General features: G+C 35.2%; 23 protein-coding genes and 1 riboswitch. Of the genes, 17 read left to right on the top strand and 6 right to left on the bottom strand.

Features of this window, described 5'->3' with window-relative positions:
* From KI369_RS10765 to KI369_RS10790, 6 genes are all read left to right on the top strand, one after another.
* Positions 1–1,168 (top strand): prenyltransferase/squalene oxidase repeat-containing protein (locus KI369_RS10765; RefSeq protein WP_212955940.1); only part of this gene is annotated, 1,168 nt, incomplete at its 5' end.
* A gap of 57 nt (positions 1,169–1,225) precedes the next feature.
* The gene (locus KI369_RS10770) at positions 1,226–2,065 is read left to right on the top strand and encodes a DUF4430 domain-containing protein (RefSeq protein ID WP_212955941.1); all 840 of its coding nucleotides are present in this window, start codon (positions 1,226–1,228) and stop codon (positions 2,063–2,065) included.
* Between the two features lie 22 nt (positions 2,066–2,087).
* A complete protein-coding gene (locus KI369_RS10775; protein ID WP_074609243.1) occupies positions 2,088–2,966 on the top strand; it encodes an energy-coupling factor transporter transmembrane component T in 879 nt (292 codons plus the stop codon).
* A complete protein-coding gene (locus KI369_RS10780; RefSeq protein ID WP_238484914.1) occupies positions 2,945–4,600 on the top strand; it encodes an ABC transporter ATP-binding protein in 1,656 nt (551 codons plus the stop codon). The genes KI369_RS10775 and KI369_RS10780 overlap by 22 nt, the downstream gene beginning before the upstream one ends.
* Positions 4,573–5,274, top strand: a complete 702-nt coding sequence (locus KI369_RS10785) for an ECF transporter S component (RefSeq protein ID WP_000044896.1) — start codon at positions 4,573–4,575, stop codon at positions 5,272–5,274. The genes KI369_RS10780 and KI369_RS10785 overlap by 28 nt, the downstream gene beginning before the upstream one ends.
* A 184-nt stretch (positions 5,275–5,458) precedes the next feature.
* Positions 5,459–6,181, top strand: coding sequence for a YwiC-like family protein (locus tag KI369_RS10790; RefSeq protein WP_212955943.1), 723 nt, complete (start codon positions 5,459–5,461; stop codon positions 6,179–6,181).
* 32 nt (positions 6,182–6,213) lie between these two features.
* Here KI369_RS10790 and KI369_RS10795 read toward each other — a convergent pair whose 3' ends face one another.
* The gene (locus KI369_RS10795; protein WP_000554029.1) at positions 6,214–6,405 is read right to left on the bottom strand and encodes a hypothetical protein; all 192 of its coding nucleotides are present in this window, start codon (positions 6,403–6,405) and stop codon (positions 6,214–6,216) included.
* Positions 6,406–6,527: 122 nt separating this feature from the next.
* A riboswitch (SAM riboswitch) is annotated at positions 6,528–6,626 on the top strand.
* Positions 6,627–6,666: 40 nt separating this feature from the next.
* Between KI369_RS10795 and KI369_RS10800 the strand changes: the two genes are divergently transcribed.
* The 4 genes from KI369_RS10800 (at position 6,667) to KI369_RS10815 (ending at position 8,575) form a co-directional block, all read left to right on the top strand.
* Positions 6,667–6,984 carry a hypothetical protein gene (locus tag KI369_RS10800; protein WP_238484912.1) on the top strand — a complete coding sequence of 106 codons (318 nt, stop codon included), beginning with the start codon at positions 6,667–6,669 and terminating at the stop codon, positions 6,982–6,984.
* A 252-nt stretch (positions 6,985–7,236) separates the two neighbouring features.
* Positions 7,237–7,626, top strand: coding sequence for an SWIM zinc finger family protein (locus KI369_RS10805; protein WP_212955945.1), 390 nt, complete (start codon positions 7,237–7,239; stop codon positions 7,624–7,626).
* Between the two features lie 23 nt (positions 7,627–7,649).
* Positions 7,650–8,225, top strand: coding sequence for an NAD(P)H-dependent oxidoreductase (locus KI369_RS10810; RefSeq protein ID WP_212955946.1), 576 nt, complete (start codon positions 7,650–7,652; stop codon positions 8,223–8,225).
* Entirely contained in the window at positions 8,222–8,575 is a 354-nt protein-coding gene (locus tag KI369_RS10815) for a group-specific protein (protein WP_212955947.1), read from the top strand. The genes KI369_RS10810 and KI369_RS10815 overlap by 4 nt, the downstream gene beginning before the upstream one ends.
* A 40-nt stretch (positions 8,576–8,615) precedes the next feature.
* On the opposite strand, the gene KI369_RS10820 is transcribed toward KI369_RS10815, so the two are convergent.
* Entirely contained in the window at positions 8,616–9,962 is a 1,347-nt protein-coding gene (locus KI369_RS10820) for a short-chain fatty acid transporter (RefSeq protein WP_212955948.1), read from the bottom strand.
* Positions 9,963–10,369: 407 nt separating this feature from the next.
* Here KI369_RS10820 and alo point away from each other — a divergent pair, with 407 nt between their 5' ends.
* Positions 10,370–11,908 carry a thiol-activated cytolysin family protein gene (alo, locus tag KI369_RS10825; RefSeq protein WP_212955949.1) on the top strand — a complete coding sequence of 513 codons (1,539 nt, stop codon included), beginning with the start codon at positions 10,370–10,372 and terminating at the stop codon, positions 11,906–11,908.
* Positions 11,909–12,272: 364 nt separating this feature from the next.
* On the opposite strand, the gene KI369_RS10830 is transcribed toward alo, so the two are convergent.
* Positions 12,273–12,818, bottom strand: a complete 546-nt coding sequence (locus KI369_RS10830) for a transcriptional regulator (RefSeq protein ID WP_212955950.1) — start codon at positions 12,816–12,818, stop codon at positions 12,273–12,275.
* 123 nt (positions 12,819–12,941) lie between these two features.
* Here KI369_RS10830 and KI369_RS10835 point away from each other — a divergent pair, with 123 nt between their 5' ends.
* The 3 genes from KI369_RS10835 to KI369_RS10845 are packed head-to-tail and all read left to right on the top strand — an operon-like array spanning position 12,942 to position 14,868.
* Complete coding sequence (locus KI369_RS10835; protein ID WP_212955951.1) at positions 12,942–13,181, top strand: PLD nuclease N-terminal domain-containing protein; 240 nt, start codon at positions 12,942–12,944, stop codon at positions 13,179–13,181.
* Positions 13,178–14,083, top strand: coding sequence for an ABC transporter ATP-binding protein (locus tag KI369_RS10840; protein ID WP_212955952.1), 906 nt, complete (start codon positions 13,178–13,180; stop codon positions 14,081–14,083). The genes KI369_RS10835 and KI369_RS10840 overlap by 4 nt, the downstream gene beginning before the upstream one ends.
* Complete coding sequence (locus KI369_RS10845; protein WP_212955953.1) at positions 14,080–14,868, top strand: ABC transporter permease subunit; 789 nt, start codon at positions 14,080–14,082, stop codon at positions 14,866–14,868. The genes KI369_RS10840 and KI369_RS10845 overlap by 4 nt, the downstream gene beginning before the upstream one ends.
* A gap of 421 nt (positions 14,869–15,289) precedes the next feature.
* Here KI369_RS10845 and KI369_RS10850 read toward each other — a convergent pair whose 3' ends face one another.
* The 3 genes from KI369_RS10850 to KI369_RS10860 all read right to left on the bottom strand — a co-directional run bounded on the left by KI369_RS10850 (position 15,290) and on the right by KI369_RS10860 (position 18,280).
* Complete coding sequence (locus KI369_RS10850) at positions 15,290–16,549, bottom strand: serine hydrolase domain-containing protein (RefSeq protein WP_212955954.1); 1,260 nt, start codon at positions 16,547–16,549, stop codon at positions 15,290–15,292.
* Positions 16,550–16,648: 99 nt separating this feature from the next.
* The gene (locus KI369_RS10855) at positions 16,649–17,848 is read right to left on the bottom strand and encodes an MFS transporter (protein ID WP_212955955.1); all 1,200 of its coding nucleotides are present in this window, start codon (positions 17,846–17,848) and stop codon (positions 16,649–16,651) included.
* Positions 17,849–17,863: 15 nt separating this feature from the next.
* Positions 17,864–18,280 (bottom strand): MarR family winged helix-turn-helix transcriptional regulator, encoded by a 417-nt coding sequence (locus KI369_RS10860; protein ID WP_212955956.1) that lies wholly within the window; start codon positions 18,278–18,280, stop codon positions 17,864–17,866.
* Between the two features lie 174 nt (positions 18,281–18,454).
* Between KI369_RS10860 and phaZ the strand changes: the two genes are divergently transcribed.
* The 3 genes from phaZ (at position 18,455) to KI369_RS10875 (ending at position 20,893) form a co-directional block, all read left to right on the top strand.
* Complete coding sequence (gene phaZ / locus KI369_RS10865) at positions 18,455–19,372, top strand: intracellular short-chain-length polyhydroxyalkanoate depolymerase (protein ID WP_212955957.1); 918 nt, start codon at positions 18,455–18,457, stop codon at positions 19,370–19,372.
* Positions 19,373–19,512: 140 nt separating this feature from the next.
* Positions 19,513–20,709, top strand: a complete 1,197-nt coding sequence (locus KI369_RS10870; RefSeq protein ID WP_212955958.1) for an MFS transporter — start codon at positions 19,513–19,515, stop codon at positions 20,707–20,709.
* The gene (locus KI369_RS10875) at positions 20,693–20,893 is read left to right on the top strand and encodes an NETI motif-containing protein (protein ID WP_000166303.1); all 201 of its coding nucleotides are present in this window, start codon (positions 20,693–20,695) and stop codon (positions 20,891–20,893) included. Before KI369_RS10870 ends, KI369_RS10875 begins: the two co-directional genes overlap by 17 nt.
* Positions 20,894–21,261 lie beyond the last annotated feature (368 nt).

Here is a 21,261-nt window from a genome sequence, read left to right on the forward strand (position 1 = left end):
AAAACAAGAAAAACCAGAACAACCAAAGCAAGAGAACATTCAAGTTCCAGCGGCGCAAGTAAATGACGCGATCTCTAAGACATCTGAAAAGATGTTACAAGATGGAATTGAAAGTGATTGGGTAGCTTTAGGCCTTTCTCGTTCTGGAAAGAATGTTCCAATTGAGGCGAAATTAAATTATGTTAAGTCAGTAACTGAAAAAGTAGAAAAGCGCATTAACCGTTTTTCAGCGACAGATTTAGCTAGAACGATTATTATGATGAATGCAATGCAAGCAGACCCTACAAGGGTTGGCGAACATAATTTAGTTCAAAAATTGTACGAATCAGATAAAGTGAATTCTGTTACAGGTTATACATTTGCATTACTTGCATTTGATACGAAGGAATATGAAGTTCCAGTGAATTCAAAATGGAATCGAGTTGCTTTAGTAGATGCGCTTTTAAACGCGCAACATACGGATGGCGGCTGGACTTACGATAGTACAAGCAGTAAAGACAGTGCTAGTAGCGTGGATGTAACAGGTATGGTTTTATCAGCATTAGCTCCTTATCAAGATCGACCAGATGTGAAGCCAGCTGTAGAAAAAGCTGTTGCCTATTTATATAAAGAGCAACTAGAAAATGGTGGTTTCTCTGCTGATGGACAAGAAAATTCTAATAGTGTTGCGCAAGCAATTATTGGATTATCTCTTGTGAAAGATGTAGATCAAAATCGTCTACATAAGGCAATGCAAAATCTACTGTCATATCAACTTCCAAATGGTGAATTCAAATGGTTACCAAGTGATCAAAACGGTAGCGGAATGGCTACAGAGCAAGCGTTATTAGCGCTACTTCAGTTTGAAAATATTGGAAAATCGATTTATGACTGGTCAAATGTATCTGTTCCTGAAATCGATAAGAAACCAAATGTGGATTCAGAAAATGTTGTAGTAGAAAAAGAAGTTACTGAACAACCACAACCACAAGAACAAGTACAACAAGAAACGAAAGATGACACTCTAAAAGTTGTTGTCGATAATGAAACGGTTAAAAATGAAAAATCTGGAAACGGTAGCACGTTACCAAAAACAGGAGCATCTTCTCATAGTGCAGCTACAGAAGTAGGTATGGGTGTATTATGTATCGCTTCTGCATATGTATTATGGAGACGTAAAGCAGCTTAACAAAAATTAGGAGCAAATATTTGCTCCTAATTTTTAATATGAAAGGTGAGAGACAACATGAGTAAGATGAAATGGATCATTTCTTTAATGCTTTCACTTGGGCTACTTGCTGGATGTGAAGAGGCAGCTGTAAAGCCTGAGAAGAAAGTAGAACCAAAGCAAGAAGAGGTAGCAAAACAAGAAGAGAAACAAGATGAAGCGAAACCGGAAGAAAAACCGGAGGAAAAACAAGCTGAACAAGAGCAAAATAAGCAAGAAGAGCAGAAAGAGCAAAAAGAACAAAAAGTAGAAGAGAAGCCGAAAGAAGAAAAGCCACAGGCACAACCGGAAGTAAAGAAAGAAGAAAAACCGCAGGAACAGCCTGTTACTAAGCAATCAGAACAGCAAAAAGCACAAGAAGAGAAACCACAACAGCAACAACAACCGAAAGCACAAGAAGTAAAAGAAGAAGCGAAGGTTGTGAATCAGCCGAAAGAAACACCGAAGCAGGAGCAGAAAGGAAATCCTGAGGAACCAAAAAATGTACCGGTTCCGCCAACGCCAAAACCAGTACCAGACCCAGTTCCACCGCCAACACCAGTTCCACCTAAACCACAAGCAAAACAAGTTACGATCTCAGTAAAAGGTGATAAAGGGTACTTATTAGGTGCGAAAAAAATGGATGTACAAGAAGGCGATACAGTATATAAAGTATTACAACGCACAGGTTTAGATGTGGATGCGAGTGGGTCTAAAGGCGATGTTTATGTAAAAGGTATTAATGATTTATATGAAAAAGATATTACAGATACTAGTGGATGGAAATATCGTGTGAACGGTGCGTTTCCAAACCATAGTGCAGGTGTAGTAACAGTTAAACCAGGAGATACAATCGAGTGGGTGTATGTATTAAAATAAGAAAGGTACTCGGTAAAGGACTATGAAAATAAGTTTTTCTTCTTTACATCCTTTTGTGAATTTTTTCTATTATATCGGGGTGATGATACTATGTATGATGTGTCTTCATCCTCTTTTTTTAATTGGAGCAATTCTATTAATCGTTATAATCAATGTGATGCAAGGGAATAGCGAAAAGATAAGAAAGATGTTACCGAGCACAATCGTTTTCTTTTTTATGGTCATTTTATTTAATTCGTTATTAACGCATAGAGGTCGAACTACATTATTTTGGTTAGGTGATAGCCGTATTAAGCTTGAGGCAATTATGTTTGGAGTAGTAATGGGGTTATTACTAGTTGCGATTATGTTTACGTTTGCTTCGTATAATGATATTATTTCAAGTCATAAATTTTTATATTTATTTTCTAGAATTTCACCGAAAGTAGCATTGTTAACGATGATTACAGTGAGGTTTGTTCCTTTGTTTATGAGGCGATTACAGAAAATAACACTTGTCCAAAAAACGAAAGGTGTACAAGTAGATGCAGGTTCAATTGTGGAACGAGTGAAAAATGGTATGCAACTGTTGCAAGTATTATTAATTTGTTCGTTAGAAGATGCGCTACAAACAGCAGATTCTATGCAAGCTCGTGGATTTGGTGTAACGAAGCGTACGACATATATTCGGTATAGAATGGAAAGACGAGATTGGTATACGCTCAGTTATTTAAGTATTCTACTTATCATTGCTATTATATGTAGTACATATGGCGGAGGAAAGTTAATCATTTATCCGAAAGTCGAATCTATTCTATTTCAGCAATATGATGGAATGATGTTCGGCGTATTTACGATGTTTATTAGTTTACCAATTATAATGGAAGGAAGGGAGTGGCTATGGTGGCGCATGCAGAAATAAACAATTTATCATTTGTATATGCTGATGAAAACGAATATGCGTTACAGCATATTTCTCTTTCTATTCAAAAAGGAGAGTTTATTGCACTTGCTGGAGGATCAGGATCTGGAAAGACGACTTTATTAAAACATTTTAAAAAGGAATTACTTCCAATTGGTACACGTTCAGGAGAAATTTTTTATGATGACGTTTTATTAGAGGAAATACCTGATTTATTATCTGCACAAGAAATTGGTATGGTATTTCAAAATCCAGAGAATCAGCTCGTAATGGATACGGTCATTCAAGAATTAGCATTTTCTTTAGAAAATATCGGGTTACCATCACAGATTATTCAAAAACGAATAGCAGAGCTTATTAGCTTCTTAGGATTTCAAGATTTATTGCACCAATCTGTTCATACGTTATCTGGCGGGCAAAAGCAGCTTGTCAATTTAGCTGCGGTATTAGTTATGCAGCCGAAATTATTATTATTAGATGAACCGACGGCGCAGTTAGACCCCATTGCTGCGAAAGAATTTTTAGGATTGTTAAAACGTATTAACGAAGAACTTGGCATTACGATTGTGTTAAGTGAACATCGTTTAGATGAAGTGATACCACTTGCTACGCGCGTTATTTGTATGAATAATGGTCGAATCGTGTATGATGGTAATCCTAAAACAGTTATCACGAATATGTGGGAAGTAGAAAACTTTCGTCCATTTATTCCGCAAATTCCAAGATTGTTTTTAGAGTGGAATGCGAAAGATATCCCGTTTACAGTGCGAGAAGCGCAAATAAAATTGAATAACTTTTCAGCGATATCATATGTGAATGCGCCAATCGCACAAAGTGAAAAGCGAGAAGTCATTTTAAGTGCAGAGCATATTTCATTCCAATATGAAAAAAGTAGCCCACTTATTTTACGAGACTTAACAGTATCAATTGAAAAAGGAAAATGGGTAGCTCTCGTTGGGAAAAATGGTACAGGTAAATCTACACTGTTAACGATTTTAGCGGGATTGCAAAAAGCGAGAAGAGGGAAAGTAAAGTGGAATGGGAAAGTGATACATAAAATTGATTCGAAAGAACGATTTAAAAGTATCGGGTATGTATCACAACATCCGTATTATCATTTTACATTTGATACAGTGTGGGACGAGGTGTATGAACGAGCGCGTGAATTATATGGAGAACAAGGAAAAGAAATAGCAGAACATCAGCTTAAAAAGTTTTGGCTATATGCACTTAAAGAACGCCATCCGCATGATTGTAGCGGGGGAGAGCAACAACTACTTGCGTTATGTACAACGTTATTATCAAAGCCAACTTTATTATTACTGGATGAACCGACAAAGGGGTTAGATCCATGGAAGAAAGAAAGAGTAGGCGAGCTATTTAGAAAGTTACAACAAGAAGGTACAACAATTGTAATGGCAACGCATGATATTGAGTTTGCAGCGAAATACGTTGATCAATGTATGATGTTATTTGACGGAGCAGTTATTATGAATGATGCACCGAAAGAATTTTTTAGTGGAAACTTCTTTTATACAACATCTATTAACCGATTCATTCGAAAAGAATTGCCATATGCATTAACGTGGGAGGATGTGTACGAAGCGTGTCCAAACGATATGTTGCATTCATAATATGTATTTTTGCAGTAATAATTGGCACATTACTCTTTACTACACTTATTATGGACGGTTATTACATGTTAAGTAGTTTGTTTTTATTAGTTGTTATTATGTTACCGTTCTATATCCGTTTTGAAAGGAAAGCGTTTGTTTCACGTGAAATTGTTCTCGTTGCTGTATTAGCAGCAATTGCAGCAGTGAGCCGCGTACCATTTTCTATTTTACCAAGTGTACAACCGACTTCTTTTGTTATTATCGTTTCTGCAATTGTGTTTGGAAGTGAAACCGGATTTATGATTGGGGCAACAGCAGCGATTGTGTCTAACATCTTTTTAGGACAAGGTCCGTGGACGCCGTGGCAAATGTTTTCATGGGGTATGATCGGTTTTATAGCTGGATTATTACGTAATACGTTTTTAATGAAAAAGCTATGGGGAAGACTTCTATACGGATTGTTTGTTGGATTTTTATTTGGCTGGATTATGAATTTCTGGGGACTTCTCGGTTTTATACGAGAGGCAACGTGGGAAACAGTCATTTCGTATTATATCGCAAGTTTTTATTTCGATTTGAGCCATGCAATTTCTAATGTCGTTTTCTTACTATTATTTAGTACGTCTTGGATTACGATTCTTACAAGATTTAAAAAGAAATATGGCATATTAGATGAGCATAACATGGTATAGAAAAGCATACTCATATAAGGTAGGGTCGCGACTTACATATTCGTTTGCCTCTTTCATGCTTCTTACATATTGTAAGGAGCATTTTTTATTGTCAAAAAATAGATTCAATATATACCCGTTACTATATAAATTTATTTGTATAATAGTAGGTGAGAACTATTTTCAAAAGGGAGGTGTATAGTTAATGAAGTTAGTTATTCCGAAGCAACATGGTGCATGGGCCATGCTCGTTATACCATTTCTATTAAGTGTCATACTTGGGAAACCTACTATGTATCATATTCCATTGTTTTTAGCTTGGTTCTTTATCTATTTAGCTACGTATCCATTTCTTACGTACATAAAGCAAAAACGAAAAAAAGAGTATTTACATGTAGCAATTGTGTATTTTATCATCGCTTTTGTATTTGGGATGATTTCTCTATTATATGAATGGCGCATTCTTTTATTCGTAGCAGTCATGATTCCATTCTTTATAGTAAATATGTATTACGCTCGTCAAAAGAATGAAAGAGCATTACTAAATGACATTAGTGCAATTATTGTTTTCTGTACTGGTGGTTTAGTTAGTTATTATTTTTCAATGAAACTTATAGATAACACAGCATTATTTATTGCGCTTATTTCATTTTTATATTTTTTAGGAAGTACGTTTTATGTGAAAACGATGATTCGTGAGAAAAATAATCCGAAGTATCGCTTTATATCATGGGGTTATCATATTCTATTAACAATCATTGTATTTGCAATCAATCCATGGTGTTCTCTTATCTTTATACCGAGTGTCATTCGAGCCATTATGTTGTATGGTAAAAAAATTTCTATTATAAAAGTAGGGATTTTAGAAATTGTGAATTCTGTATATTTTTTAATCATAACGGCAATAATTATGAAGTATGCCATTTGAAAAAACTTCCCACCTTATGATGGGAAGTTTTTTCAATCTTGTTCTAAAATGTGAACGGTGTAATCGCAGCGTTGAATAGCTTGTTCGATCGCATAAAGGGATTGCTCAATACGAGCGCGATTAAAATCTTTTTCAACAGTCTGTAGTGCTTCTTCTAAACAATGTTTTGCTTCTTGTAATGATTGAAAAGAATCTTGTACATATCCGCGAGCATTTTGATGCATTTCATAATCCTCCTTGCATATTCATATATGTATAGTATGAACAGTAAAGAAGAAAATATTATTTGTTATATTTGTTTGACAATTAAAATGAAATTACGTATAGTAAGAATTAAGTGAATATTTTCTTATCCAGAGAGGTGGAGGGACTGGCCCGATGAAACCCAGCAACCGCGATGCAGGTGCTAATTCCAGCAGAACATATTTGTTCTGGGAGATAAGACGAAGATATATACGTAACTTCTTCTTATCGGAGAGGTTTTTTTGTTGCAAAAAAACCGATTACGAAAATTTATATTAAGAAGAAAGGGGTTGCGCATTACTGTGACACTCGAAAAATACGTAAAACTGCGTAGTACAGTTTATGAATATATGATAGAGCAAGATAAGCCAATATCATTGTTAGATATTCAAGAACATATCGTTTTGCATCATGAAGGAAAATTCACGAAAAAGATGTTACATCAATTTTATTTATCAAGACTATTAGATGAACTGAAACTGGATGGGAAAATTACATTAGCTGATGAATATCTCTATACTGAAAAAGGGGTATTTTATAAGGCGAGAAAAGGGAGCTAAGCTCTCTTTTTTTGAAGTATGTAGAGTAAAAGACTGCTTAAGCAGCCTGATACAGGGAATGGTGTTGAGTGTGTAGTGTCAAAGATTGAATGTGCCTGAAAGAGGCACTTCATATCGGCTGCAAATGAAAAGAGACACCTTCGCCGAATAGGTGTCAGTCGTTTTGTCATATAGACTTGCTATTTGACAGTTATTAGAATAACATGCAGTGGCTCTAGAAGTCAAAAGGGAATTAAAGGAAGAGGTGTTGCTATGTACGCTTACTTATTACATGATATAACGAAATGGATTCCTAAGTACATTATGGATAAAGGGTATGAATATTATGAAGAAGGACATGTAGAAGATGTTGAAATACAAGACAAGAAAATATTTGCTTTCGTTACTGGAAATGCAGGAGACTATGAAGTGATTATTGATCTTGAAGATTTTGCAAAAAGTAGCTGCGAGTGTCCCTATGAAAATTATTGTAAACATATGGCGGCAGTTGTTTATGATATTCAAGATGCTGGTGAGAGTACGGTGAAAGAGAAACTAAAAAAGTTAGAAAAGGAAGAGCTACTAACGGTACTACATCGCTTGTTACAAAGTTCGAAAAACGTGCAAATTGTAGAGAAAATGTTAAAGAAGGGGAAACTTTAACTTATAGAGGGAGTTGTTTTGTAGTGAATGTACTGATTGTATACGCTCATCCTAGTCCTTCCAGTTTTAATGCGGCGATTTTAAAGCATGTGCAAAAAGGATTACAAGAAACTAATCATTTGGTTACGGTACTTGATTTATATAAAGAACAATTTGATCCAGTACTTGTTTTTAATAAAGAGAGGAAAAGGCGTGATTTAGTAAATGAAGAAGAAACAGCTCGGTACAGAACGTTAGTGGAAGAAGCGGATATGCTTCTCTTTATATATCCGATATGGTGGTGGGGGATGCCTGCTATTTTAAAAGGATTTATTGATCGTATTTTCGTAGCTGGATTTGCTTATAAATATGAAGGCACCCTGCCGAAAGGCTTATTGAAAGGTAAGAAGGCGTGGGTGATTAATACGCTAGATTCACCGTTATGGTACGTTGCACTATTATATCGATCAGCAGATTGGATTATGATGAAGAGAGGTGTTTTACGTTTTTGCGGCATTCGGGATATAAAACGGTCAGTTTTTCAATCTGTGAAAACGAGTAAACGAGAGAAGCGGGAAAAGTGGTTATTACAAATAGAAGAAAAGGCTCGTACGTTATGAATGAAATCGATCGTATTATAAACTGTTGTGGGTATGATAACGAACTTTTGCGAACGTACATTACATGTTTACTTCAATTGAAAACATGTAGCGAAACGTTTGGGAAAATTCAAATACAATTAAGAAATGACTACTTAATAAGAGGAATTTGTGAAAGAGAAGTGGATGAGATAGTAAGAGGAAGTAAAGAATATGATACATATTTTCTTCCTAAAGCATTACAGTGGAATTTCTTGAGGGAAAATCCACATTTAATCGAAAAAGTATGTGAAGACTTTTTTACATTTGAGGCATTACATCTTACAGAGATAGAGTGGAAGACCATAATAAATTGCATGGGAAATAAATGATTTATTATGTAAAAAAGCTAGTATAAAACTAGCTTTTCGTTTAAATAAATAAGAAACATAGACTTATGATAAAACCTGCATATAGTAAGTTCACAACGCAAAATCCCATAATATCACGAGCGCCTAAACCAGCTATCGCTAATGCCGGTAATGCCCAAAATGGTTGAATTAAATTCGTCCAAGCATCGCCCCATGCAATGGCCATTGCTGTTTTTGCTGCAGGTACACCAAGTTCAGCACCAGCTGGAATCATAATAGGTGCTTGCACAGCCCATTGGCCGCCGCCAGATGGAACGAAAATATTAACGATGCCAGCACTTAAAAAAGTAAAGAGAGGGAAAGTCGTTTCGTTTGAAATGCTAATAAAGAAATTCGAAATAGCTCCTCCAAGTGAAAGTCCTTCACTATTTGCTCCAATCATCATCCCCATAATTCCTGCGTAAAACGGAAATTGAAGTAAAATACCAGAAGCACTTTTCGTAGAGTCTGAAAAAGCGCGAATATATTGAATCGGAGTACGGTGAAAAATAAGTCCAGCAATTAATAACATAAAAATCACGATATCGAGAGTAAGGTTAAAGCCTTTCGTATAAAAGTAATTGAAAATATAAATGAGACCTAACAATCCAACGCAAAGTGTAATAATAATGCTATTTTCCATTTTTTCAGCGAACGTATTTCTCTCGACCTCTTGAGCGGCAGCTTCTTCGTGGAATACGCTAGGATCTACTGTAATCGTATGTTTTTCATCCGGATGCATCGCTTTATTAATGAGAGGCATCGTAACTAAAAAGATAATAACTGGAACGAGAGCGTATGGCGAGAATAGTGTTTCTGTTATTGGAATAGCTTCTTTAATACTGCCAGCTGTCGTTTTAATTAACGTTTCACCGCCAGTTGCTAACGTAAGAGGAATAGAAGCAGAAAGCCCCGCATGCCAAATGAGAAATCCAGAGTAAGAAGAGGCGATGGCTAGTCTATAATCCAATCCTTCGAGCTGCCTTGCCACTTCTTTTGCATATAAAACAGATACAACAATACCAAATCCCCAGTTTATGTATGCCCCTAGTAAACTTACAATTGAAATGGCAATAATACCTTGTCCAGTCGTTTTCGGTAGTTTTGCAGCTTTCGTTAATCCTTTTTTAATAAGAGGAGCGTTTGCTAAAGCAGATCCTGTCACGAGTACAAGTGCCATTTGCATAGAAAAAGCGAGAAGCCCCCAAATGCCATTACCCCAGTGATTAATCATTTCCACGGGTGTTTGGTGCGTTGCAAACATGCCGAAGAAAATAACAAAAACAGTTAATAAACATGATAAAATAAACGGTTCTGGCAAGAAACGTTGCACTAAGGCGACGCAACCATTAGTAAAAGAACGAAACAAAATAGATCAACCTCCTTATGTATGTTTATTACAATTATTCGAGGTTGATTTTTGAATCCCCTTTTAAAAATAGAAAATTCAGATATTTTTAGAGGGATTGAAATATGTTCAAGAAGAGTAGTAGCATTATCACCCTGACAGAAAAAGTTGCTTTTTACCTAATATGAAATATTGCATATAAAAATGAATTGATGCAAATGTAAAAGCTTATTATAATGAAAGCATAAATATACAACACATCTTAATACAGCAAAGAGGAGGAAGTAATATGGAAATCGCAATGGCAGTTTTAAAATTTTTAGGTGGAGTAATTCCTTTAGTTCAAGAACTTTTAAAAGCGTTTATGTAAGTTTATTCGTTAGCTATTATGTATCCATCATTATTATATCTTACTAAAAAAGAATGGGGTGATTTTTCTGAACATTAAGAAAAATACCAAGAGAAGAAAGTTCCTTGCATGTTTATTAGTTAGTCTATGCACTCTTAATTATTCATCTATTTCTTTCGCAGAAACACAAGCCGGTCATGCAAATGATATAACTAAAAATGCTAGTAGTATTGATACTGGTATAGGAAATCTTACATATAATAATCAAGAGGTTTTAGCTGTAAATGGTGATAAAGTAGAGAGTTTTGTTCCGAAAGAAAGTATTAATTCAAATGGTAAATTTGTAGTAGTGGAACGTGAGAAAAAATCACTTACAACGTCACCAGTCGATATTTCGATTATTGATTCTGTAGTGAATCGTACGTATCCAGGTGCTGTACAACTTGCCAATAAAGCTTTTGCAGACAATCAACCGAGTTTATTAGTGGCTAAGAGAAAGCCTTTGAATATTAGTATAGACTTACCTGGTATGAGAAAAGAAAATACAATCACTGTCCAAAATCCGACATATGGTAATGTAGCTGGAGCAGTAGATGATTTAGTATCTACTTGGAATGAAAAGTATTCTACAACACATACGTTACCGGCAAGAATGCAGTATACAGAATCTATGGTTTATAGTAAATCACAAATTGCAAGTGCTCTTAATGTTAATGCTAAATATCTTGATAACAGTCTAAACATTGATTTTAATGCGGTTGCAAATGGAGAGAAAAAAGTGATGGTGGCGGCATATAAGCAAATATTCTATACCGTAAGTGCTGAACTACCTAACAATCCATCCGATCTATTTGATAATAGTGTTACTTTTGATGAGCTAATTCGTAAAGGAGTAAGTAATTCAGCTCCACCTGTTATGGTCTCAAATGTAGCTTATGGTAGAACGGTTTATGTAAAATTAGAAACAACATCTAAGAGTAAAGATGTACAAGCTGCTTTTAAAGCTTTACTTAAGAATAACAGCGTCGAAACGAGTGGACAGTACAAAGATATTTTTGAAGAAAGTACCTTTACTGCTGTCGTATTAGGCGGAGATGCGAAAGAGCATAACAAGGTTGTTACAAAAGATTTCAATGAAATCCGAAATATCATTAAAGATAATGCTGAATTAAGTTTTAAAAATCCAGCATACCCAATTTCATATACAAGCACTTTCTTAAAAGATAATGCAACTGCTGCTGTTCATAACAATACAGATTATATCGAGACGACAACTACAGAATATTCAAGTGCTAAAATGACACTTGATCATTACGGTGCTTACGTTGCTCAATTTGATGTATCTTGGGATGAATTCACATTTGATCAAAATGGGAAAGAAATATTAACACATAAAACATGGGAAGGAAGCGGCAGAGACAAAACGGCTCATTACTCTACAGTTATACCACTTCCTCCGAATTCAAAAAATATAAAAATCGTAGCAAGAGAATGTACAGGTCTTGCATGGGAATGGTGGAGAACCATTATTAATGAACAAAATGTTCCACTAACAAATGAAATAAAGGTTTCAATTGGAGGAACAACATTATACCCAACTGCTACTATTAGTCATTAGGTTGGAGTAAAGCGCCCTGGTTATAGGGCGCTTTTTTAATTAGGTGAAAGTAGATCGGGGTTTCTCCCCAGCAAATTTATATTTTACTCTAATAGTCTATGAAATTTAGTTAATTAAATGTAAAGTTTATAAAGTGTTTGGAGAGAGTGTAGATCGTCGTATAAGACTAACATGAGAAAAGAATTCATGTAATATAGATAGCAGCTTTAAGCGCATTCGAATTCTAGATTCTAAAACATTTCAGCTTCAAGTTCAGTTTTTTCGCCAACCATAAAGCAGAAATCAAAATAATTTTCGACATGAAGATAGCCGATGTTTCCTATGGTAAGGAAGCATCGGCTTGTATTATGTATGTTGAGTTAGTTTACGTTTCTGGAATAATTGTAATAGCGATGGTCCGAACCGGAGCCTCTATTTCGTTATTTTTACTTTGGCTATTGTAGTATTTAATCATTAATTCGTTAAGTTCGTTTTGAAACTTTCCAAAGTGTTCCTCATCTAGCTTTAATTCTACTACAGAGAAAGTAGCACTATCTTCTTGACTGTTTTGTTCCTCTAATTTCTTAAGGTAACTTTGATATTGTGTCATAAGTGATAATTGATAATAGGAAATGTAGTTTAACTTTTCATCATCAGATAATCCTTTCCATTCACTTCCTTTAATTTTTGCATCTTCTTCATTGATTGCGTAATATTTTTCAGAAACAGATTTTACCTTTTTTTCTTTAATTACATGGACGATACCAGAATCAACCATAGTTTGTAGCTGTCTATATAGTGTTGCTTGTGGTACATTTTTAATGATTTTTACCATTTCTAATGGTGTTAGCCCATCTTCCTTATTTCTCATTAACACTTGGCAAATTTTCATTCTTACTGGATGCATTAAAATTTCAACTTTATTACTCATTATATCACCTTATGTATTGTTTTTTTATTCTCATTATAAATAATGAGAATAATGATTGCAATCCATCCATTTTTATTTTATCATTATCAATAATGATAATGAGATTTGAAAGGAGTGATGACAATGAAAATACATTATGGATTGAATGATCTTAAAGACATTGATATTATGGCTTTTCTACCCATTATATTGCCAGTTATTGCAGTGGGGGCACTTTTAGTTTTTATAGCATTCATTGATTTATATCGACATAGGAAAACAAGAAAAAATGTACTTGTATGGACGTTCATTATTCTTTTCGTTAATATATTGGGACCTATCTTGTACTTTGTTATAGGGAGAAAGGAAAGTGAGAAATTATGAAATTAGAGATTAAAAATGTAACAAAATCATTTAAAGGAAAAATTGCTGTCAATAATTTCTCGATGGAACTGCAAGCGGGGGAATGCGTCGGATTAATTGGACCAAACGGAGCAGGGAAATCTACATTAATAAAAGTAATTTCGGATATTATTCATCCAACTGCTGGTGAAGTTTTATTGAATGGGATAAAAATATCAAAAATGAAAAGTGAAATTGGTTATTTACCGCAATATCCTAATTTTTTTCATTGGATGACAGCGAGAGAAACGCTTACGTTTATGGGCCAACTTTCGGGATTGAAAAAAGAAGAAGTGTCAAAGTCGATTCCAAAGATTTTGGAGAAAGTTGGATTAAGTGGAGAAGAAGGTTCAAAGGTGAGTACCTTTTCTGGAGGAATGAAACAAAGACTCGGTATTGCACAAGCATTACTGCATAAACCGGCGCTTATTGTCATGGATGAACCAGTATCCGCATTAGATCCAATCGGTAGAAGGGAAGTATTAAATCTCATTGAAGAAATAAAAAAAGATACGACCATTTTATTATCAACCCATATATTAAGTGATGCAGAAGAAATCTGTGAACGATTTGTCATGATTAAAGATGGAACAAAGATAGAAGATACAACAATTACTGAGCTTTTACACCGCAATAGCGAAAATAAATTAATCATTGAAATAACAACTAAAGACCGAAAGTGGATTGAAGTTGTAAAAAAATTACCGTATGTGAAGAGCGTAGAAGTAATTGGGCTTAAAATCAAAGTGAAGGTTGAAAGTATTGAAATAAACAAAAATATGTTACTGCAAAATGCACTCGAACATAAAGTGAACATCGTTAAATTTGAAATAAGCAACGATACTTTGGAAGAAATTTTCTTGAAATTGGTGGTGCAAAAATGAGTAACTTACTGGTATTGATAAAAAAAGAATGTGTTCAAATGCTACGTGATTTCAAAATCATTTGGCTACCAATTGTTTTTATATTTTTAGGCGCAACACAGCCGATAGTAACTCATTATTTACCATCAATTCTAGAAGCGTTAGGTGGAGGACAGGGAATTACCATTGATCCGAGTATGGTAGCACAAAAAGGGGGCGAAGTATTAGCGAGTACTTTGGGATCTCAGTTTGATCAGCTGGGACTTATGATTCTAGTGATTTCTATGATGGGTGCCATTCAAACAGATAAAGCTAATGGTATGTTGGCTTTTATTTTGACAAGGCCGGTTACTGTTACTTCATATGTAGGTGGGAAAATAGTGTCAAACTATTTACTGGTAGCTTGTAGTGTAACAATTGGATACGTTACTTCTTATCTATATATAAATTATCTTTTTACTGCTGTTCCATTCGTGCACCTACTTACTGGATTACTATTTTATTTAATTTGGGTTCTTTTTATCGTATCTTTCACAACGATGATAAGTGCTATTTTTCACAGTCAAGGTATTATTGCATTAATTTCAATTGTTTTCCTGTTAGCCTGTAGAGTAATCATCGGTTTGAATCCAATAATGGATCAGCTTAATCCAGCCAGTATGAGTAAGTATGCAATGGAAACGTTAGTCACAGGGGGAGTAAATTTAAACGCAATAATTACAGGATTACTAACTATAGTTTGGATCTTTTTGACACTCTTCGTAACGTATTATTGGATTGCTAATAAAAAGTTTCATTATGAATAAACATGATGAGGGTAATGGGTTTAAATAAAACACCCCAACAATAAAAAGCTTCCACTACTGTGGGAGCTTCTCTAACTGAAAGTGTTGGAATTACTACGAGAACAGTGGTGCCTTATGAATAAGGGACAATAAAAAAACTTCTGGATGCAAGAGGATTTTTTTATTGGGAATAGTAAGGATGAGGGGAGGTGCATTACATATGGGAAAAGGTAGAAGTAATAATGCTGGAAAAAAGCAACCAAATTTTGATGATTCATCTAATTTCGCTAAACAAAGTCAACCGACAGAAAAGAAGAAGAAATAAAAAAAGGAGCTCTCTTTATCAAGAGAGCTCCTTTTTTAGATATATTGATGTTTCAACACAACAGATTGTGTGTTCAATCAAATAGTCATAAATATAAGGTTTAAACTTCTGCTTCCACTACTGTGGAAGCTTTTCTAAATGATGTGCAATATCAATATACATATTAGAGTAAACTGAATGGATTTCATTACTTGGCGTAGCGTTAGAAGAGAAGTGGACAATTACCATATTCGCTTTCGGATCGATGTAAAGCGTTTGTCCGTAACTACCTAATACTTCAAAAGCATCTTGTTCATTGTGCGGAATCCACCATTGATTATGATAAGAAATGGAAGCTCCATGGCCAACTGCAAGTTCACCTTCTTGGACATTTTTTATATTTTCAGTAATAGAAGAAGGGAGAATTTGTTTTCCGTTATATTCCCCGTTATTTAATAGTAATTGCCCAAATCTAGCCATATCTCTAGCAGTTGCATTTAAACCAGCGCTAGCTTGTTCTATTTTTGTTTCATCTGTAACGTAATAAGCGTTTTCTTCCATACCAATTTGAGACCAAATTCGCTTGCTAACATTTTCTGCTAATGATTTACCAGTGATCGTTCGAATAACCCAAGCGAGTGTTTCGGCTGACCCGTTATCGTAAGAGAAATCGGAACCAGGCGGTGCAGTTTCTTCTGCTTCTCGTAACATATCATAAATTTTCATCGGGCCGTCGTAGTTTTTACCGCGTGGTAAAATATTGCTAGCTAAATATAGTTGTGCATCTTGATTTTCTAACGCTGGATGTTCATATCCGTGAGTAGGATATTCTACAGAAACTTGCATGTCCAATAATTGTTGAAGTGTGGCATTACCGAACGGTGTATTTTTTAATTCTTTTATATATGCGTCAGCTGTTTTTTCTAAGTCAATACGATTTTCTTCAGCGAGAGATTGTATAATTGATCCGGTAAAGACCTTCGCTAATGATGCCATGCCATGAGGTTCACTCTCGTTATACCCGTTGAAATATCTTTCATAAACAAGTTGACCATTATGTACCACGACAAAAGCATCCGTTTTGTTATCGTCTAAAAGTTTTTTTAGAGGAGTTGTATTTCCAAATCTACGCTCCACGGCAAAATCGTCTAAGCTTTGCAATGCAGTAGAGAAGTGGGAAACGTGATCCGGGTTATTTTTCACCTCGTTAATTAAAGTGAATTCTTTCATATGTGTATACGACCAACGTAAATACGGGTCATCTAACCAATTTTTCTTCGTCACGTTATTTTTCGATGGGATTGTTTTATTATGTTTGAAGTATGTAAAACCGAGCCCTGTAATTACAAATATAAATGTGATTATGAGTAAGAGTAGGGGAGATTTTTTTAGTTTCATATCGGTCCCTCCTTTTATTTCTATTATAAGTATACGCTTCTATTAAAAGAAATACAAAATAAGGAAAGTAAACGGGGAAGTTTACTTTCCTTATTCATGTTAAGCGGAAACTTTTCCGTCTGTATGTTGTTTCTTGAATTTTTGTTTTCGTCCGTGTAATCCATAATAGAGAAGTAAAGTGAATGCAACGATAATAGCTGCGATGAGATACATATTATGGTAACTTGATTTCGCTGCGACGATACCTAAAATGAAAGAACCAAAACCGAGACCACTATCAAAGAATGAGAAGTACGTAGCTGTCGCAGAACCACGTCGATGGTTTGCAGCGGCAGAGATTGCAATCGTTTGGAAACTTGGAATTAATGTTCCGTAACCTAAACCGATTAACATACCTGCGCCAAGGAACCAAAACGGAGTTTGTGCTTGGCTTAAAATGAACATCCCGATTGTGAAAATAATGATAGCTGGGTAAACAAGTACATTTTCACCGAAGCGATCAAAAATCTTTCCTGTAAATGGACGAGAAATTACAACGACAAGTGCGTATAAAACAAAGAAGTAACTAGCAACTTCTCCTAAGCCGAGCTCTTTTGCATAAATAGGAATAAAGGATAAAATGCCACTATAAGAAAAGGCTAAAACAAATCCTGTCAGAGCAATCGGAATAGAGGACGGTTCAAGTAAGTCCTTCCATTTCATTTTTTCTCGTTTTTGTTTGCTCACTGGTACTTCATGCGGAATATTTACAAGTAATCCTAATAAAAATGCAAGCAATGAAAATACGGAACAAACGATAAATAGTACAGTAAATGAAAAATGAGAAATAATTGTTAAACCTAAAAAAGGACCAATTACCATCGGCAAACTCATGAATACGCCGAAATATGCCAGTGCTTCGCCTCTTCTATGAGCTGGCGCAACATCAGTTACAATTGTTCCTGTGGCTGTTGTTGCCATACCGAACCCAATACCATGTAAGAAGCGAAGGGCAAGTAATAAGAATAAACTTTGTGCACCGAAATACATAACAGTAGCAGCTAAAAATAATGACAGTGAAATAAATAAAATTTTCTTTCTCCCTAATTCATCAAGCCATTTTCCTGTAAATGGTCTACATAAAACAGATGAAATAAGAAAAACAGTTGCAACTAAACCAATTTCCTCAGGTTTTCCTTTTAGGCCGTCTATTACATAGACAGGTAAAGTAGTCATGAGCATGTAAAATGTTAAGAAGAGAAATAGACTACTAAAACAAGTTCCGAGGAAATCCTTCGTCCAAAGTTTTTCACTTTGCATCGTCATCCCTCCAATTTAATCTAAGTTTTTAATAATTTGTTGTAACACTTCAAATGCTTGATGTAACTCATCTTCGTTAATACCTTCTAGTGTCTTTTTTTCGAAAGTATCAACTTCTTCTTGCCATACCGGAATCATTTGTATCGCTGTTTCTGATAAAGAAATGAGCTTCTCACGGCGATCTTTTCCTTCAGTACGAATAATCCAACCCATTGTTTCCATACGTGTTAGCGTACGAGTCATCGTTGGTGATTCAACATTTAAATACTGACATAATTCTGTTTGTGTACAAGAACCAGTTTGATTGATGCGGAAAATAACAGCCCATTGCGCACTAAATAACCCAGTGGGAGATACGCGTTCATTAAATTTCTTCGTAAACTTGCGAGAAGTCTGGCTGACAATGTGAAAAAAATGTTGTTTTTCGTCCATGTATTTTGATCCTTTCAAATTAGTTACCTAGCTAACTATATACTTTTTTATTATAATTGTCTAGTAATAGACATGTTGAGTTATGTAAAAATTTCGTATAGGCTTTATGTTGAGAACGTACATTCTGTATGTTATTCTTTAAGTAAGTAAAGAATTTTCTTTCTATTAAATAGAATGGGGGAACTTGTGATGATTAAGCCTGCAACAATGGAGTTTGTTTCACTATCGAACGGAGAAACGATTGCGTATCAGGAAGTTGGAAGGCAAAATACAGAAATTCTTGTACTCATTCACGGGAACATGACATCGTCACAACACTGGGATTTAGTTATTGAAAAGTTGCAAGATCAATACCATATTTATGCTCTTGATTTAAGAGGATTTGGCCAATCAACATATAATCAATCGATAGATTCATTACAAGACTTTGCGGTTGATGTAAAACTATTTATTGATCAATTAAAACTAGAGAAATTTTCATTAATGGGCTGGTCAATGGGTGGTGGTGTTGCGATGCAATTTACAGCGAATCATCCAACGTTTGTCGAAAAATTAATTTTAGTAGAATCAGTAGGAATGAAAGGTTATCCAATTTTCAAAAAAGATATTAATGGGCAACCAATCGTAACAAGTTTATTAAAAACGAAAGAAGAAATCGCACAAGATCCCGTACAAATCGCTCCAGTGCTAGATGCGATAAAAAATATGAATAAATTATATTACCGTACAGTATGGAATCTATTAATATATACACATAATCAACCGGAACCGGATCATTACGAAAAGTATTTAGACGATATGTTAACACAGCGTAATTTCGTAGATGTGAATTATGCACTCATTACATTTAACATTTCGGATGAACATAACGGGGTTGTAGAGGGAAATAAGCAAATTCATTATATTAAAGCTCCGACACTTGTCATACAAGGTGACAGAGATTACGTCGTACCGCAAGTAGTCGGTGAGGAATTAGCAAAACATTTGCCAAATGCAGAGTTGAAAGTATTAGAAGATTGCGGTCATTCGCCGTTTATTGATTGTTTAGATGTATTTATAAAGCATGTAGAGGATTGGTTAGAAGATAAGTAGGTTGAGGAAGAAGTTAGATGAAATGTATCTAGCTTCTTTTTTGTGGAAAAATCAAAATTATTTCATCCACTAGTTCTTTCTTATTACATAGCAAACAATATATAATGAGTGTGGTGGATTACAAAAGGGAGAGATTAGGGATGTCAATTCGTTTTACTTTTTGGATTATGGTTGGAATTGTAGCAATCTCGGGTTTGTCACAAGGTATGCTCTTACCGGCCATTGCAATGATTTTTGAACAAGAAGGGGTTAGTTCAAGTATTAATGGTATTCATGCAACGGCATTATATATTGGGATATTAGTTATTTCACCGTTTCTTGAAAAACCGATGCAAAAGTTTGGAATGAAGCCAATTATCGTTATTGGTGGGTTTCTCGTTGTTATATCATTATTCTTTTTTACACAAACTTTTTCATTCTGGGTATGGTTTATCCTTAGATTTCTAGTTGGAGTCGGAGATCATATGCTTCATGTCGGAACACAAACGTGGATTACGACAACATCGGACCCGAGTAAAATTGGTAGACAAGTATCGATATACGGTGTATTCTTCGGGATTGGTTTTGCCGTCGGCCCGTATTTAGCAAGCACTGTGCAGTACGGTCTTGCAACGCCATTTATGATATCTACTATACTTTGTTTAATAGGTTGGCTTTTACTACTTCCAACGAAGAACGCATTCCCAGCGCAAGATGAAAGAGAAGTGAAGAGTGAATCATCATTTTCTCGTTATAAACAAGTTGTTGGATTAGGATGGATTGCGTTACTGGGGCCACTTGCATATGGCGTACTCGAAGCAATGTTAAATAGTAACTTACCAGTATACGCGCTTCGAAAAGGATGGTCTGTTTCAGAAGTATCCTTCTTATTACCAGCATTTGCAGTTGGGGGCATTATTACACAAATTCCACTCGGTATATTGAGTGACAAATACGGAAGGGACCGTATTTTAACGTGGACGTTCAGCGTAAGTACGGGTATTTTCCTACTTGCAGCAGTATTTGATCAATATTACTGGATCGTCTTTGCCTGTATGCTATTAGCAGGTATGGTTATTGGATCGTGTTTCTCATTAGGTCTTGGATTTATGACAGATTTATTACCGAGATACTTATTGCCAGCAGGTAATATATTATCTGGAATCGCCTTTAGTTTAGGAAGTATACTGGGACCTGTATTAGGAGGCGTATTTATAGAAAAAATACAGTATACAAGCTTTTTCATTGCGGTTATGATTATAATGGGAATTCTCGCAATGGTATATATGATCTACATGAAGAATCAATTCGCATCAAGAAAAATAGAAAGTAGGTTAGGGCATGACAAAACAACCTAATAAAAAGAAATTTGAAGTACTTGAAAATGAAACAATTACAGACTGCTTAGCACGTATGGAACAAGAAGGATACGCACCGTCTCGTCGTATGGAAGAGCCAATCTTTCATGAAGTGAAGAAAGACGGCAAAACAGTAGTTGAACCGTGCGGTAGGAAGATTGTTTTTGAGGGGAAATTGAAGTAATCTAATAAAAGTTCTTCTTTGTGGTATAGAGCCCTCCAAATCGTTTGAGTTGGAGGGTTTGTTTAAATTGGGCGGAGAAAAGATTGCTACTTTTTCTGTATATTGCTAAAATAAGTTCTTGGGGCTTACTTGTTGTTAACATTATAATAATTGTTGCTCAACTTAAAGAAATTAGTTACACAGATTTCGCACTAACTAAAGAGGGGGCGGCAGCAAGCCCTTATTTTTGGAGCCACTCATAAACGTAAAGTAAGAGGGGAGGATATATGAACTATTCGCCTCTCTTGTTTAGATTAACCAGCTATTACAATTGGAAGTGGTATATCAAATTCAACATTCTATTGGATAATGTTTTTCTAGTTATCTAT

Source organism: Bacillus sanguinis (genome assembly GCF_018332475.1).
Classification (GTDB): Bacteria; Bacillota; Bacilli; order Bacillales; family Bacillaceae_G; genus Bacillus_A; species Bacillus_A sanguinis.

What these genes read in the sequence shown, in the direction of transcription:
- KI369_RS10770 (WP_212955941.1), top strand. Translation starts at nt 1,226, where the DNA reads ATGAGTAAGATGAAATGGATCATTTCTTTAATGCTTTCACTTGGGCTA.
- KI369_RS10775 (WP_074609243.1), top strand. Translation starts at nt 2,088, where the DNA reads ATGAAAATAAGTTTTTCTTCTTTACATCCTTTTGTGAATTTTTTCTAT.
- KI369_RS10780 (WP_238484914.1), top strand. Translation starts at nt 2,945, where the DNA reads ATGGTGGCGCATGCAGAAATAAACAATTTATCATTTGTATATGCTGAT.
- KI369_RS10790 (WP_212955943.1), top strand. Translation starts at nt 5,459, where the DNA reads ATGAAGTTAGTTATTCCGAAGCAACATGGTGCATGGGCCATGCTCGTT.
- KI369_RS10795 (WP_000554029.1), bottom strand. Translation starts at nt 6,405, where the DNA reads ATGCATCAAAATGCTCGCGGATATGTACAAGATTCTTTTCAATCATTA.
- KI369_RS10805 (WP_212955945.1), top strand. Translation starts at nt 7,237, where the DNA reads ATGTACGCTTACTTATTACATGATATAACGAAATGGATTCCTAAGTAC.
- KI369_RS10815 (WP_212955947.1), top strand. Translation starts at nt 8,222, where the DNA reads ATGAATGAAATCGATCGTATTATAAACTGTTGTGGGTATGATAACGAA.
- KI369_RS10830 (WP_212955950.1), bottom strand. Translation starts at nt 12,818, where the DNA reads ATGAGTAATAAAGTTGAAATTTTAATGCATCCAGTAAGAATGAAAATT.
- KI369_RS10835 (WP_212955951.1), top strand. Translation starts at nt 12,942, where the DNA reads ATGAAAATACATTATGGATTGAATGATCTTAAAGACATTGATATTATG.
- KI369_RS10840 (WP_212955952.1), top strand. Translation starts at nt 13,178, where the DNA reads ATGAAATTAGAGATTAAAAATGTAACAAAATCATTTAAAGGAAAAATT.
- KI369_RS10845 (WP_212955953.1), top strand. Translation starts at nt 14,080, where the DNA reads ATGAGTAACTTACTGGTATTGATAAAAAAAGAATGTGTTCAAATGCTA.
- KI369_RS10850 (WP_212955954.1), bottom strand. Translation starts at nt 16,549, where the DNA reads ATGAAACTAAAAAAATCTCCCCTACTCTTACTCATAATCACATTTATA.
- KI369_RS10855 (WP_212955955.1), bottom strand. Translation starts at nt 17,848, where the DNA reads ATGCAAAGTGAAAAACTTTGGACGAAGGATTTCCTCGGAACTTGTTTT.
- KI369_RS10860 (WP_212955956.1), bottom strand. Translation starts at nt 18,280, where the DNA reads ATGGACGAAAAACAACATTTTTTTCACATTGTCAGCCAGACTTCTCGC.
- phaZ (WP_212955957.1), top strand. Translation starts at nt 18,455, where the DNA reads ATGGGGGAACTTGTGATGATTAAGCCTGCAACAATGGAGTTTGTTTCA.
- KI369_RS10870 (WP_212955958.1), top strand. Translation starts at nt 19,513, where the DNA reads ATGTCAATTCGTTTTACTTTTTGGATTATGGTTGGAATTGTAGCAATC.
- KI369_RS10875 (WP_000166303.1), top strand. Translation starts at nt 20,693, where the DNA reads ATGACAAAACAACCTAATAAAAAGAAATTTGAAGTACTTGAAAATGAA.